General features: G+C 70.2%; 5 protein-coding genes and 2 pseudogenes. 4 read left to right on the top strand and 3 right to left on the bottom strand.

The window, feature by feature from the left end:
- The first annotated feature begins 27 nt into the window (after nucleotides 1–27).
- Together QMK30_RS20700 and QMK30_RS20695 are read left to right on the top strand one after the other, a co-directional pair.
- On the top strand, nucleotides 28–10908 hold the full coding sequence (locus QMK30_RS20700) for a non-ribosomal peptide synthetase (RefSeq protein ID WP_283519778.1): 10881 nt from the start codon (nucleotides 28–30) through the stop codon (nucleotides 10906–10908).
- A complete protein-coding gene (locus tag QMK30_RS20695) occupies nucleotides 10895–12595 on the top strand; it encodes an ABC transporter ATP-binding protein (RefSeq protein ID WP_283519777.1) in 1701 nt (566 codons plus the stop codon). Before QMK30_RS20700 ends, QMK30_RS20695 begins: the two co-directional genes overlap by 14 nt.
- 48 nt (nucleotides 12596–12643) lie before the next feature.
- Here the strand turns inward: QMK30_RS20695 and QMK30_RS20690 are convergent, their stop codons facing one another.
- Nucleotides 12644–13756 carry an alpha/beta hydrolase-fold protein gene (locus QMK30_RS20690; protein ID WP_283519776.1) on the bottom strand — a complete coding sequence of 371 codons (1113 nt, stop codon included), beginning with the start codon at nucleotides 13754–13756 and terminating at the stop codon, nucleotides 12644–12646.
- Nucleotides 13757–14154: 398 nt separating this feature from the next.
- On the opposite strand from QMK30_RS20690, the gene QMK30_RS20685 reads away from it, so the two are divergent.
- Nucleotides 14155–14364, top strand: a complete 210-nt coding sequence (locus QMK30_RS20685; RefSeq protein ID WP_283519775.1) for an MbtH family protein — start codon at nucleotides 14155–14157, stop codon at nucleotides 14362–14364.
- Nucleotides 14365–14653: 289 nt separating this feature from the next.
- Here QMK30_RS20685 and QMK30_RS20680 read toward each other — a convergent pair.
- Both QMK30_RS20680 and QMK30_RS20675 read right to left on the bottom strand, forming a co-directional pair.
- Nucleotides 14654–14812, bottom strand: a pseudogene (locus tag QMK30_RS20680) (aspartate aminotransferase family protein); the annotation flags it as partial.
- Nucleotides 14813–15068: 256 nt separating this feature from the next.
- Nucleotides 15069–15551, bottom strand: coding sequence for a MarR family winged helix-turn-helix transcriptional regulator (locus QMK30_RS20675; protein WP_283519774.1), 483 nt, complete (start codon nucleotides 15549–15551; stop codon nucleotides 15069–15071).
- Between the two features lie 113 nt (nucleotides 15552–15664).
- On the opposite strand from QMK30_RS20675, the pseudogene QMK30_RS20670 reads away from it, so the two are divergent.
- Nucleotides 15665–15771, top strand: a pseudogene (locus QMK30_RS20670) (dienelactone hydrolase family protein); the annotation flags it as partial.

Below are 15771 nucleotides of genomic sequence, written 5' to 3'. Positions count from 1 at the left end.
ACTCCTTGAAAGGATACTGAGTTTTCGATGATGGAACCGAGCGCTCCTCGCGTACTGCTTTCTCCCGCCCGCCTGGCCGATGTACGCCGGCGAACCGGCGGCTACGGTGACCGGACCATCATCGAGGCATGCGCCATCGGGCTGTCGTACTGGACGACGAGCCGCAGTCCCGACGGTATCGACCTCACGCCCGGCACACTGTTCGCCGACGTCCTCGGGTGGGTCGACAACGGCGGTGCCGGCAGCGGCGATTGGCAGGTCGGCGCGGACGGCCTGAGTATCACCGTCCCCGACGGAGTCGAGCCGGCCGACGCGCAGCTCGCGCTGGACGACCTGGCCGACTTCCCGGACCGGCCCATCGGCACCATCAGCCCGTCCAGCATTCCGGCGAGGATCGAAGCCCTGGCCGAGTGGAACGACACCCGGGCCGACCGGGTCCGCCCGACCATCATGGAGATGTTCCGCGAGCAGGCGCGCAGCAGGCCGGACGCCGTCGCCATCGTCGACGAGCACCGGTCGCTGACCTACCGTCAAGCAGCCGAACACTCCAGCCAGTTGGCCCATCACCTGATCGAACGCGGTCTCACCTCCGAACAGGTCGTCGGTATCTCGCTGGGCCGCTCCGCGGACATGGTCATCGGACTCCTCGCCGTGCTCCAGGCGAAGTGCGCGTTCGTACCGCTCGATCCGCAGTGGCCCGCCGCACGCCGAGCCGTCGTCATCAAGGACGCCCGGGTCGTGCTGCAGCTCAACGCGTCGGGCGAGCACGGCGCGGGAGAACCGGACGCCGTGGCCGTCGACCTCGGCAACTGGGCGTTCGGTGCCTACGCCGCCGAGGAACCCGAGGCGACCGTCCCCGGCACGGCCCTGGCCTACGTGATCTTCACATCCGGTTCGACCGGGCGGCCCAAGGGCGCCATGATCCGACACGAAGCGATCAGCGAGCGGCTGTTGTGGCAGGTCAACGAGATCCTGGGCTTCGGCCACGACGACGCGTCGCTGTTCAAGGCGCCGTTGTCCTTCGACATCTCCATCAACGAGATATTCCTGCCGCTGGTGTCCGGCGCCAGGCTGGTGATCCTGCGGCCCGGCGGCGAACGGGACCCGCACCACCTGCTGGGTGTGATCGCCGAGCAGCGCGTCACGTTCACCTACCTGGTGTCGTCCATGCTGGACGTGCTGCTGGAGATGGCGGGTGACTCCGGCCGCCTCAGCAGCCTGCGGCACGTGTGGTGCGGCGGCGAGGTGCTGACGCCGGAGCTCTACGAGCGGTTCCGCACCCAGCTCGACATCCCCCTGTACCACGGCTACGGCCCGGCCGAGACGACCATCGGTGTCTCCCACGTCATCTACCGGGGCGCGGCCGAACGTCTGTCGACGTCGATCGGCAAGGCCAACCCCAACACCCAACTGTACGTCCTGGACGACGAACTGCGCCCGGTCCCGGTCGGGGTCGGCGGCGAACTGTACGCCGGAGGACTGCTCCTCGGGCGCGGGTACGTCAACGCGCCCGGCCTCACGGCCTCCCGGTTCGTGGCGAACCCTTTCGCCGCGGACGGCTCCCGGCTGTACCGGACCGGTGACCTCGCGCGGTTCGCCCCGGACGGGTCGCTGGACTTCCTCGGCCGCGCCGACAACCAGATCAAGATCCGCGGCATGCGGCTGGAGATCGAGGATGTCGAGGCCGGCCTCGCGGAGCACCCCGGCGTACGGCACACCTGCGTCGTCGCGAAGAAGAACACGGCGGGCGGCACCTACCTGGTCGGATACGTGATCCCGGCCGCAGGCAACGAGGACCTGCACGCGGACGAGGTCAAGGCCTGGGCCACCCTGCACATGGTGGAGTACATGGTGCCCGCCCACCTCGTCGTGATGAAGGAGTTCCCGCTCACCGCGAACGGCAAGGTCGACCGGGTCGCCCTCCCGGAGCCCGTGATCGGCACAGGCTCCGTCGTGGCGCCCGCCACCGACAACGAGCGCATGGTGTGCGCGGCCGTCGCGACGGTCCTGCGGCTGGAGAAGACCGGTGTCGACCAGGACTTCTTCCAGCTCGGCGGAGACAGCATTCTGGCGATCTCACTGCTGAGCGCCCTGCGGAACGCGGGCCTCTACGTCACCGCACGGCAGATCTTCACCCACAGCGTTCTCGGGGCACTGGCCGCGGTGGCGAGCCGTGAAGACGTCTCCACCGTGGACCACGGCGATATCGCGACCGGTTCCGTTGCGGGATCGCCTATCGTGCAGTGGCTCGGCCACACCACGGACGCGATCGACGGCTTCGTACAGTCGGTCCTACTGAACACGCCGGCGGACCTGACCGCCGGCGCTCTCGACGAGATCCTCACCGCCGTGCTCGGGCGGCACGACATGCTGCGCGCCAAGCTGGTGCGCGGCGAACGCTGGAGCTTCGACATCCCGGCGGTCGGCCAGGCCGACGCGGTGTGGCAGGAGAGCGACCGCCCGCTCGATGACTGCATCGCTCTCGCCACCGCCGGGCTCGACCCGGACAACGGCGTGATGCTGCGCGCCGTCTGGCACCGCGAGGCACAGCGGCTGGTCGTGGTCGCCCACCACGTCGTGATCGACGGCGTGTCCTGGCGGATCCTGATGGACGACCTGGCCACGGCATGGCGCCAGTTCGCCTCGGGCACACCGATCGACCTGCCCCCCGTGGGCACATCGTTCAGGCGCTGGACGCAGCTGCTCGGGAACGCGGCGTTCGACACGGACCGCACCCACTTCCGGCGCACCCTGCCGGGAGCGGACGCACCGCTGGGCAGGCGCGCGCTGACCGAGGCCGACACCGTCGCCCAAGAGCGGACGCAGACCGTCTCCGTCGGGCCCAAGGACACGGCCGCCCTGCTGGGCGAGATACCCGCGAAGTTCCACGCGGGCGTCAACGACGTGCTGCTGACCGCGCTCGCCGTCACCCTCGCCCGGTGGCGGCGCGACCGCGGACAGGACCAGACGTTCGCCCACATCGAACTCGAAGGACACGGCCGCGAGGGACGCTTCGTCGCAGGCGATGCCGGTTTCGAGCCCGATCTGTCGCGGACCGTAGGCTGGTTCACCACCCTGTTCCCGGTGACCGTCGACCCGGGTGCGGCAGCCGACTTCACCGCCCCCGCGTACCTGGCCGCCACCCTCAAGGCGGTCAAGGAGGACCTCGCCCGGGTGCCGAGCAACGGCGTCTCCTACGGCGCCCTGCGGTACTTGACCGACACCGCGCTGACCGCGCCCGCACCTCAGGTGTTGTTCAACTACCTGGGCCGCTTCGACGCAGGTCTCGCCGGAGACTGGCAACTCGCGGGCACTACAGGGCAGTTGGGTGAGAAGCGCGACCCGAGGATGCGCATGCCGCGCGCCCTGGAGTTCAACGCGATCGCCGAACCCGACGCGAGTGGCGAGTACGAGCTGGTCACCACCATCTCCTGGCCCGACGGGGTGTTCACCGACGAGGACATCGCCACCCTCGGCCAGTACTTCCAGGCGGCTCTGTCCGCGCTTGCCGCGCTCGAAGAAGGCGGCCACTCTCCCAGCGACTTCGCCCTGGTGCCGCTCACCCAGGCCGATGTCGACGACCTGGACGGACCGGCGCTGCGGGACATCCTGCCGCTGACCCCGCTGCAGGAGGGCCTGTACTTCCACTCGGTCTTCGACGACGACGCGACGGGCAGCTACGTCGAGCAGCAACTGCTGACGCTGGAAGGCGACGTGGACGCCGACCGACTCGCTGCGGCGGCCACCCGGCTGCTCGCGCTGTACCCGAACCTGGCCGCCCGGTTCACGGCCCTCGCCGACGGCCGTGTCGTCTCCGTCCTGGAGAGCGGTGTGGAGGCGCCCTTCACCACGCTGGACCGCCCCTCCATCACCGACGACGAGATCCGCGACCACGCCGAGCGGGACCGCCGCGCCGGTTTCGACCTGGCCACCGGCCCACTGATGCGCTACACGCTCATCCGCGCCGGGTCCGGCCGCAACGTCCTGGTGCAGACCGTGCACCACATCATCGCCGACGGCTGGTCGGTGCCGCCGATGCTCCGCGCGCTGCTGGCCGAGTACTCCGCGCCGGGGACCGTGTACCCGCTCGGCGGCTACCGCGACTACGTGAGCTGGCTCGCCGAACGCGACCACGACGAGAGCGACCGGGTGTGGCGCGACGAACTCGCGGCTCTGCCCGGCCCCTCGCTGGTCGCCGAAGGACACACCCCGTCCGAACGGTTCGCCGACACCGCCACTGAGCCCGCCGACGACATCGACGCGGCCGTCCGGTCGGCCGGTGTGCCCCTGAGCGTGGCCGTGCACAGCGCGTGGGCGTTGACGCTGGGCGGCATCCTGCACGGCAGGGACGTCCTGTTCGGGTCCACGGTGTCCGGGCGTGACTCGGAGGTGCCGGGCATCGGGGACATGGTGGGCCTGTTCATCAACACCATTCCCGTGCGTGCCCGCTGGGCAGCCGCCACCACGGGGCGCGACCTGTTCGCCTCGGTGCGCGAACACCAGAGCGCGGTGCTGCCGCACCAGCACGTCTCGCTGGCGAGGATCGGCCGCCAGGCCGGCGCCGGCTCCCTGTTCGACACTCTGGTGGTGTTCGACGTCGCGACCGATGTGGAAGCTCTGCGCGGGCCCGACGACACCCTGGTCATCACCGACATCGTCAACGAGGGCGCCCCCCACTACCCGTTGACGCTGGTGGTGGAGCGCGCGCTCGACGGTCGTCCGCGCTTCAACCTGATCTACGACGGGGAACTGCTGCGCCAGGAGAGCGCCGAGGCGATCCTGCACGCGTTCACCCAGACCCTCACCGGCCTGCTCGACCGGCCGGACGCCCCGGTCGACGAACTGGCCCCCGAGGCCGGCCTGCGCCCGGCGTCGATCTCCCCGGCGACCCTGGGCGAACTGTTCGCCGCCGCCGCCAACCGCCACCCGGCAGCCACCGCCGTCACTCAATGCGCTCTCGACGGCGGTACCCGGTCACTGACCTACGGCGAACTGGCGAACGCCAAGAACGAGCTGGCCTCGGCCCTGCACGCGGCCGGTGTCGGGCCGGGCAAGAGGGTAGCCGTCGCTGTCCCGCGCTCCATCGAGCAGGTCGTCGCCCTGGTCGCGGTCGTCACCGCGGGCGGCGCGTACGTGCCGCTGGACCTGGCGTACCCGGACGAACGGCTGGAGTACATCCTCGCCGACGCCGCTCCGCAGGTGGTACTCGTGGACCGCGAACAGCAAGGCCGCTTCACCCGACTGCTGGCCCGGGCAGGGGTGCGGGCCCGCGTGCTCGTCCAGGGCGACGAACTCCCTTCGGCCACCACCCAGCCCGAGGTCAGCTGGCACGACCCCGCGTACGTGATTTACACGTCCGGCTCGACTGGTAAGCCCAAGGGCGTCGTCGTCCCGCACTCCAGCGTGGTGGCGCTCCTCGCCAACACCCGGCCCGACATGAACTTCGGCCCGCACGACGTGTGGGTCCAGTTCCACTCCTTCTCCTTCGACTTCGCGGTCTGGGAACTGTGGGGCGCGCTGGTGCACGGCGGTGAGCTGCTGGTGCCCGAGTACGGGCTGACCCGCTCCCCGGTCGACTTCCATCGGCTGGTCCGCGAGCGCTCAGTGACCGTGCTGAACCAGACCCCGTCGGCGTTCTATCAGTTCATCGAGGCCGACCGGCACGCCGACGAGCCGGTCACCTCGCTGCGCCGGATCATCTTCGGAGGCGAGGCGCTGGATCTTGGGAAGCTGCGCGGCTGGGTCGAGCGGCACGGCACCGGTACGCCCGAGTTGGTCAACATGTACGGCATCACCGAGACCACCGTTCACGTCACCCACCGGGTGCTGACCGACGACGACTTCGGCCCCGGCGACGACGTCAGCCCGATCGGCGGTCCGATTCCCGGCCTGATCACCTACCTGCTCGACGATCGGCTCCGGCCGGTGCCGCCGGGCCGGGTGGGCGCCATCTACGTCGCCGGCGACCAGGTGTCGCTCGGCTACCTGGGCAGGCCGGGGCTCACCGCGGGCCGGTTCGTCGCGAACCCGTTCGCGGACGACGGCTCCCGCATGTATCACACGGGCGACCTCGCCCGCCGCACGCTCGACGGCGAGCTGGAGTTCGCCGGCCGCGCCGACGACCAGGTGCAGCTCAAGGGATTCCGCATCGAGCTCGGCGAAGTGGAGTCCGCGGTCAGGGAACTCGACGGTGTCGTCGATGTGGCCGTCACCGTGGCGGACAGCGGCGACCATCTCGTCGCGCACGTCGTGGGCCGGGTGCCCGGTGACCTCACCGACCTGCTGTCCACGAGGCTGCCCGTGCACATGGTGCCGGGCCGGGTACTGCCGGTCGAAGCCCTGCCGCTGACGGTCAACGGCAAGCTGGACCGTAAGGCCCTGACCGAACGCGCCGCACAGGACGACACTCCGGTGGCCACCAGCGACTCCGCGCTCACCGCCCTGGTCGAGATCTTCGCTCAGACGCTGCCCGGCGCCGCGGTGGACGCCGACACTGATTTCTTCGGCGCCGGAGGCGACAGCATCGTCGCCATCACCGTGATCAACCGGGCCAGGGCGCTCGGACTGTCGATCTCCCCCCGGGACGTTTTCCTGTGGAAGACACCGCGCGCGCTCGCCGACCACGTGGGCACACGCACCCCGCAGGCCGTTGCGGCCGTGCCGTCCCGCCGCGAGGACGGCCCACTGCCGGCGACGCCGATCATGTTGCGCCAGCGGGAACTGGGCGGAACGCTCGCCCGGTTCGCCCAGGCAAGGACGCTGGTGGCTGCCGAGGGCACCGACCTAGCTGACGCCCGTCGGGCCGCGAACGCCGTCGTGGCCGCACACCCGGCCCTCCGGCTGCGGCTGCGCGTCGAGCACGGCGTGTGGGCCCTGCGCACCGAACCCGCCCGCGAGGTCACCGTCGCCCGGACGGACGCCGCCGATGCCACTACCGCGGCGAACGAAGCCGCCGGGCGGCTCGATCCCGAATCAGGAGAAGTCATCGCCTTCTCCTGGCTGGAGGCGAGCCGGACCCTGGTGGTCACCGTGCACCACATGGCCGTCGACGCGGTGTCCTGGCTGGTCCTCCTCGACGACCTGGCCACCGCCATGAGCGGGGCGGCCCTGGCACCGCCGACCACGTCCTACGCCGAGTACGCCGAAGCACTGGCGGTGGGCTCCGCCCAGGTGATCGACGACCTCGGACACTGGGTCAGCACGCTCCAGGCGCCCGCACTGCTGCCCGCGGTCCAGGATCTGCGCGAGGCCACGGTTGTGCTCGCACCCGAGATGAGTGAGCGCGTGACGCGCAGTGCGCCCGCCGCACTCGGCCTGGGCCTCACCGAGCTGCTGTGCGGCGCGCTGCGCACCGCACTGACACACGTTCAGCCCACGCCCACCGATCTCGCGATCGAACTGGAGCGGCACGGCAGGGTCCCGGCCCTGGAACACCACGACTACACCCGCACCGTCGGCTGGTTCACCTCCATCGCACCGCTTCGGCTCACGGCGCACACCGAGCCCGTCGCGGCGGCCCGCGAGGTCGCCGAACGCCAGCTGGACGAGTGCGGACACGTCGCCTACGGCCAACTCAGGTACCTCAACCCGCAGACGGCGCCGCTGCTGACCGCCCGCCCGCAGGTGCTGTTCAACTACCTCGGCCGGGGCAACGAGTCCCAGGCGCCGCACCTCACCGGCGGCGATCAGAGCAGCCCGTACGCCGTCGAGGTCAACGCGTGGATCGACGACGCCACCGGAAGCCTGCACGCGGCCTTCACCCTCGCCGAAGGCATACCCGACGAGCTCACCGAGCACTGGCGCAGCGCTCTTGAGCACATCGGGGACGCCTCCGCGACAGCCGAGCGCACAGCGCCGGTCACCGCGCTCCAGCGGGGCCTGTTCTTTCAGGCCCAGATGGCGGGCGCGGCCGGACACTACGTGGCGCAGAGCTACTTCACCTTCGACCGGCGCCTGGACACCGAGGCGCTGGCCGAGGCGATGGCGTACGTGATCGCGCGGCACCCGGTCGTGGGCGCCGGCTTCACCACCGACGACGACGGAAACCCGGTCCAGATCCTCAAGATGGGCCGCAGGGTCGATGTCCGCACGGTCGACCTGACGACGGACGCCGACGTCGAGGCCCTGCGCACCCGGGACCGCGAGTCGGGATTCGACCCGGGTGAGCCGCCGCTGATCCGGGTGACCGTGGTGCGTCTGCCCGGCGGCCGGGACGGCCTGCTGCTGAGCTACCACCTGCTGCTCTGGGACGGCTGGTCCCGGGAGATCCTGTTGCGGGACCTGTTCGACGCCTACCAGGCCGTCGTCGCGGGCGAGCCGCTCGACGCGGCCCCGGCCCTGCCGAGCTTCGAGGACTACGCCCGGACGCTCGACGCCAAGGACCCCGCGGTGTCGAACCGCTTCTGGGCCGAGCACCTGGCGGGACTGTCAGGCCCGACGCTGCTCGCCGGGCCGGCTCCCGCCCTCTCGGACGACCTGCCGCGCGCCCTCGTGCACACGCTGTCCGCCGAACTGTCGGAACTGCTGCGGGATGCTGCCAGGGTGCACGGCGTCACGCTGAACTCGGTGCTGACCGGCGCGTTCGGCCTCCTGCTCGGCGCCCACACGGGCCGCAGTGACGCCGTGTTCGGCGTGACCGTCTCGGGCCGGGAGGGCGAGGGCCACTCCGGCATCGTCGGTGTGCTGCTCAACACGGTGCCCATGTGGACACGGGCGCGCCCCGATGACACGGTCGGCGGGTACCTGTCGGGCGTACAGGCGGCCCGGGTCGAGGCGATGGAGCACGAGCACCTGGGGCTCGGCGAAATCCAGCGGGCCAGCGGGCACGACACCCTGTTCGACAACCTGTTCGTGCTCCAGAACTTTCTGGACCTGGACGCGTTCGCCGAGATGAACGCCAGGCACGGCATCACCTCGGTGAAGGCCGACGACTCCACGCACTACCCGTACACGTGGGTCGTCACGCCCGGCGACCGGCTCACGGTCAAGCTGGAGCACCGCGACGGCGACCCCGACGACGCCCGTCGCCTCCTCGACGACTACCTTCGCGTGCTCGAGGACCTGGCCCGGTCGACGGGCCGGGTGGGCGCGCTGCGCGGGCTGGTGGCGAATCCCGAGCCCGCACAGCGCACCGACGTCGGCACGGACACCGTCGTCGACCGCTTCGACCAGGCGGCGGACCGTGATCCGCAGCGTGTCGCGCTTGTCGCCGAGGGTTCGACCATGACCTTCGCCGAACTCCAGGACCGCAGTCGTGCGGTGGCGGGAGTGCTCGCCCGGCGGGGCATCGGCCCCGAGACGACCGTGGGTCTGGCGATCCCGCGCTCTCCCGACTGGATCGTGGCGCTGTTCGCCGTGCTGCGCGTCGGTGCCGCGTACGTGCCGCTGGAACTGGACCACCCGGACGAGCGGATCGCGGCGATCGTCGCGGACGCACGCCCCGCGGTGATCCTCACCGTGAGCGCCGTGTCGCCCCGGTTGAGCGGCGACCTGATCGAGCTGGACCGCCCCCTGCCCGAGGCCGATCCGGTCGTGACGTTCGCGCCGGACGACCCGGACCGCCTGCGCCACCCCGCGTACACGATCTACACCTCCGGCTCGACCGGGAAGCCCAAGGGCGTGGTGACCGAGTACGCCGGGCTCACCAACATGCTCATCAACCACCAAAGGCGGATCTTTGAGCCGGTCCTTGCCGAGCACGGCCACCCGATCTTCAAGATCGCCCACACGGTGTCGTTCGCGTTCGACATGTCGTGGGAAGAACTGCTGTGGCTCGCCGATGGCCACGAGGTCCACATATGCGACGAGGAACTGCGCCGCGACGCCCCCCGTTTGGTCGAGTACTGCCGTGAGCGCGGGATCGACGTCATCAACGTGACGCCGACCTACGCGCAGCAACTGGTGGCCGAGGGCCTGCTCGACAACCCGGCGACGCGGCCGGCGCTGGTGCTGCTGGGTGGCGAGGCCGTCACCCCGGCGCTGTGGCAGCGGCTCGCCGAGACCGAGGGCACGGTCGGCTACAACCTGTACGGGCCCACCGAGTACACCATCAACACCCTCGGCGTCGGCACCTTCGAATGCCAGGACCCGGTGGTGGGCGTGGCGATCGACAACACCGAGGTGTACGTACTGGACCCGTGGCTGCGGCCCCTGCCCGACGGCGTTCCCGGTGAGCTGTACGTATCGGGTATCGGCATCGCGCGCGGCTATCTCGGGCAGAGCGCCCAGACCGCGCACCGCTTTGTCGCGTGCCCGTTCGGCGCGCCCGGCGAGCGCATGTACCGCACCGGCGACCTGGTGATCCGTCGGCCCGACGGGAACCTGACATACCTGGGCCGCACCGACCAGCAGGTCAAGATCCGCGGGCACCGGGTCGAACTGGGCGAGGTCGAGGCCGTGTTCTCGGCGCACCAGGCGGTGCGGTTCGCCGCCGCGGTCGCCCAGCCGGACCCGCAGGTCGACGGCGCGTACCGGCTGGCAGCCTATCTCGTACTGGACGGCTCCGACTTGGCGCAGGTCGCCGGCGAAGTGGGTGCCGCGCTGCCGGACTTCCTGCGCCCGACGCACTACGCCCAGGTCGACAGCATCCCGCTGACCGTGAACGGGAAGGCTGACACCAAGGCGTTGCCGGAGGCCAAGCCGCTCGGCGCGCTGACCACGGCGGGAGAACGCGGCCCGGAGACCGAAACCGAGACCGTGGTGTGCGAGTTCTTCGCCGAGGCACTGGACCTGGACGATGACGAGGTGAGCGCGGTGAGCGACTTCGTGTCCCTCGGAGGACACTCCATGCTGGCGGTGCGGCTGAACGGGCTGCTCCGCCGCGAGTACGGTCCAGTGATCACGATCCGTGATCTGTTTACCCTGCGAACCCCGGAAGCGATTGCCCGTCACCTTGATGAAAACTCCTGACACGCAGCGGCCCCGCCCGGGGTCGGCCATCCTGCGGACCGCACTGCGCCGCAACGCCCGGGCCATGGTCTGGGGCACCGTCCTCATGAGCCTGTACCAGGCGGGCGAGACCGCCTTCCCCATCGCACTCGGCCTGATCGTCGAGCACACGATGCAGAACCGGAGCCTGGGCGCGCTCGGCCTGTCGATCGGCGCGCTGGCCGTGATCATCACAACGGTCTCGCTGTCGTGGCGGTTCGGCATGCGCGTCCTGCAGAAGGCCAACACGACCGAGGCCCACCGCTGGCGGGTGCGAGTGGCCGCCTGCGGGCTCCAGCCGGTGGCCAGGGACGTCGACCTGAAGTCCGGCGAAGTGCTGACCATCGCCACCGAGGACGCCGACCAGACCGCCGACATCGTCGAGGTGGTGCCGATGCTGATCAGCTCCCTGGTCGCGGTGGTGGTCGCGACGGTCGCGCTGGGCCTGGCCGACATCCGGCTCGGCCTGCTGGTGATCGTGGGAACCGTCGCGATCCTGTCGATCCTGGCCGTGATGTCCAAGCGGATCGGCGCCAGCACTCAGGAACAGCAGGCTCGGGTGGCGCGGGCGGGCGCGAAGGTCGCCGACCTGATCATCGGCCTGCGCCCGCTGCACGGCTTCGGCGGCAACCACGCGGCGTTCGGTTCCTACCGGAAGGTCAGCACGGACGCCAAGCGCCAGGCGATCACTGTCGCCAAGGTGAACGGCACGTACGCGGGCACCGCGCTGGCCCTCAACGCGGTCCTCGCCGCAGCGGTGTCCCTGACGGCGGGCTGGCTGGCGTTCGGCGGCCAGATCAACATCGGCGAGCTGGTCATGGCCGTGGGCCTCGCGCAGTTCATCATGGAACCGCTCAAGATGTTCTCGGAAATGCCCAAGTACGTAATGATCGCGCGCGCGTCGGCCGAGCGGATGGCGCTGGTGCTCACCGCGCCGCCGGTGACGACCCCGGGCCCGCAGCGCCCGGCCGCGGGCGGCGACCTCGAGGTCGACTGCGTCCGGTACGGGGCCCTGCACAAGCTGAAGTTCAAAGTGGCCGCCGGCGAGTTCGTGGCGATCGCCGTCTACCAGCCGCGCGCGGCGTCCGACCTTGCGTCGGTCCTCGCGGTGAACGTCGCGCCCCATGCGTACGAGGGAGTGGTGCGGGTCAGCGGGCAGCCCCTCGCGGACCTGTCGATCGAGGCGGTCCGCGAGCACATGCTGGTGAATCCGTACGACGGGGAGATCTTCGCGGGTACCCTGCGCACGAACATCGACCCGTCGGGCAGCAGCCGGACAATCTCCAAGGCCGTCGAGGCGTCCATGCTGACCGATGTCGTCGCCCTCCACCGCGACGGGCTCGACTACACGGTCCGCGACCGCGGGGCGAACCTGTCCGGGGGGCAGCGACAGCGGCTTTCCCTGGCCCGCGCCCTGGCTGCCGACACCGAAGTGCTGGTCCTGCACGACCCGACGACAGCCGTCGACGCGGTCACCGAGCAGCTCATCGCGCGCAACGTCGCGGAGCTGCGCCGCGGTCGGACCACCGTGGTGCTCACCAGCAGCCCGGCCCTGCTGGACGCCGCCGACCGCGTCCTCGTCCTGGACGACGGCGTCATTACCGCCGAGGACACCCACCGCAACCTCCTCGCCGGCGACGCGGACTACTGCCTGGCCGTCGCCCGGTGAAGCGCCGGGTGGTTCCGGGGGCGTGTCCGAACACGCCCCCGGAACCGCTCAGGCGAGGGCCCAGGCGACGTCCCTGAGCAGGGCATGCCGCCAGCCTGCCCGGTCGTGTTCCGAAGCCGACCGCGAAACCCGCACCGTTGCACCGGCCTGTTCGGTCAGGGACTCGGCCGCCTCGCAGTGGGGCAGCATCCGTGTCTCGTGTTCCCCCACGTCGAACGCGCACCGCAGATGGGACAGGTCGGGGCTCTGGCGCAGGCGCGCCGCGACGGCGCCGCCGACCGGGCCGCCCAGGAGGTCCGCCTGGTCCATGGCTCCGGGTGTCCACCAGAAGGACCCCGACTGGCAAGCGACTCGCGAGACCAGGTCCGGGAACTGCAGCGCCGCGTACAGCGCGCTCAGCCCGCCCAGGCTCTGCCCGGCGACCACCATGCGGTCCAGGTCGGCGGGTACGCCCGATTCCGCCACCAGCGGCAGCAGTTCGTCCCGTACCGCCTCCCACAGTTCGGGCCTGCACCCGAACTCGGCCTGCCTGTCCTTGGCCGGAACGAAGACGAGGGTGACGGGGGGCATCTCGCCGTCGGCGACGGCCGAGTCGAACGCGGTCATCGCCGGGTGCAGGTGCAGCCAGTCGTCCCCGTCGAGCAGCAGGACCACCGGTCCGCCGCCGCCCACCGGGTGAACGCGCACGGTGCGCCGTCCGCCGAGCCGTTCGCTGGTCCAGCGGATCCGGGTACGGGGAAGGGGCAGGGTGTCGTCGGCGCCGATGACGGGCCAGTGCGGCTGGGCCGGGGCATCCGGGGTCGCGGCGATGGACCGGTCACCACCGGCACCGACCGGGTTGAACGGGTCGGCGTAGGCCGCGTCGCCCGCGACGATCCGATAGGTCACCCGCAGCCGCGCGGGCATGCGCACTTCGGCGTACCAGCAGTCCGTGTCTGCCCATCGCCGCAGGGGAATTGGCTGCGACCAGCTCTCGAAGTCGATGCGGGCCGAAGACCCGCGCCACAGAAACAAGGTCCGCCAGCCGCCGTCGTCGGCAGGCACCGACGCGGGCGTCCGCGCCGCCGCCCAGAACTCGTCGGTGCCCGGCCTGCGGGGCAGTCCGAACTCGGCGAAGGCGTTTTGCACGTCGGCAGCGGGGCCGGAACCGGGATCGGTCACGGCCGGCTGGTGAGGCAGCCGCCCGTGGTCCGGAGGAACGTGCTCGGAGCCACGTTCGCGCCGTCCCAGGTGCGGGTCCGTTCGATCACTGGGCGCATGAACTTCTCCTTGTGAGAGGGATGGGGAGAGGTTAGGCTCATCCTGCATTAGGTGAGCCTAACCTAATGCTTTTACACTCTCTATCTTCGATCCACCTCCTGGACGGGCCCATGTCCCTTGCGGGAACGGGCCTGGCCATCGGCCCGACTGTCGAGCCGGACCGAGGACGCGCCGCTCGACCCGGTCGGCCGTTACTCACCGCTGTGATCCGGCCCACCACGCCCACCCACACCGACGACCTGACGCACACTCACGACGCGGCCGTCGCCGGCCCGTCGGCCCCGAGGAGGCACTGACACATGAGCACCAACCCTTTCGACGACCCCGAAGGCCGTTTCCTGGTCCTGGTGAACGATGAGGGACAGCACTCGCTCTGGCCGTCCTTCGTCGAGGTTCCCGGGGGATGGACGATCGCTCTCGACGAGAACACCCGAGAGGCGTGCCTGGACTTCATCGAGGTCGGCTGGACCGATCTGCGCCCCCGATCCCTCACGGCATCCACCGACTGATCCCGCACGGCTCCAGAGGTAGGGCAGCGACCCGGCCGTCGGCACAGGCCGGCGGGTGCCGACGGCGGCCTCGCCAGGGCCGACCTGTACGCCACAGCCCGGCCGTTGGAAGGGCGGGCGGCATCATGGCTGCCGTCGCTAGGTGGCTGAATCGTCGGACTGCACAGGTGTGCTCGGGCTCATGTCGTAGCCTTCCGCACGAGGGTGGGAGCACCCGGCTGAAGCCGCTGCCACGCTCAGGCAAACTGGGACGACAAAGGTCGACGCGCCTTGTGAGTCGTACTCCCCGCTACCGGATGCTCACATCCCGAGCCGCGTCGCCGAGCGCCTGATCGAGTATGGAGACTCCACGGGCGATCTCTTCGTCGCTCGCCGTCAGCGGTGGCGCGATACGGGAAATGCGGCCGATCCCCGGCAACTGGACGATGTTCATGTGCAGTCCGAGGTCGAGGCTTACGGCTCCAGCCACATCTCAGGGTGAAGGCAAGGTGAGGACGGAGAATCACCGCGAAAGCCTGGCTCGGAGGATCACTCAGCGGGGCATCCGGGGCGTCAACCGTTTTGATACGCAGAGGAAAGCGTCTTGGCGGGGCATGCCCCAGATGAGCCAGAAACCCGCGGGACGACCTTGAACGTCTGACGGGTGGAGGTCTTCTCCTGAAACAGCGCCCCGGGCAGCGTTGATGCCGGTTGCCACCACCGGCTCAGGAGGTCCGGGTGTGGTGGTCCAGCAAGCGGGTGAGCAACTGTACGAACTGGTCGCGTTCGGCCGGACTCAGCGGCGCGAGCAGTTCGTCGTGGAGGCCGTCCAAGACCTTGTCGAGGAGGCGTAGGTGACGGCGGCCTCGGGCGGAGATCGTGATGATGTTGCGGCGCCGGTCGTCGGGATCCGGTGCCCGCTCGACGAGGTCGCGCTCGGCCAGTTCGTTGAGCACGCCGACCATGTCGCTGCGGAAGATGCCGGAGCGCCTACTCAGCTCCGCCTGGCTGCCCGGCCCGTAATCCTGCAGTGAGGCGAGCACGGCGTAGTGCCACTTGCGGGTGTCGTCCCGGGCCAGCCCCTCGGTGATCAGCCGGTCCGACCGCACGGCCAGCTGCGACAACAGTCGGCTCGCCCGCCGACGCAGCCTGTCGGGCGTCTTGAGCGCGCCGTCGTCATGCGTGTCCGCGGCTTCGGCTCTGATCATGGCGCCCATCCTACCCATTGCGTTAGTCTGACTAACGATGTACGTTCACTCGCGCCAAAAACGTTAGTGCAATAAACGTTAATTGAGTGAACTCCAAGGAAGGAAGACCCGCCATGCCCACGAGGACGCTGCAGATTCCCACCACGGACGGTCAGGCCGACGCCTTCGCCGTCTTCCCCGACCGTGGCGAGCGGCACCCGGGGGTGCTGATGTACGCGGA

Source organism: Streptomyces sp. H27-C3, from assembly GCF_030063415.1.
Lineage (GTDB): Bacteria > Actinomycetota > Actinomycetes > Streptomycetales > Streptomycetaceae > Streptomyces.
Note: the sequence above shows the minus strand (reverse complement) of the source record. Positions and strands in the feature narration are given on the sequence as shown.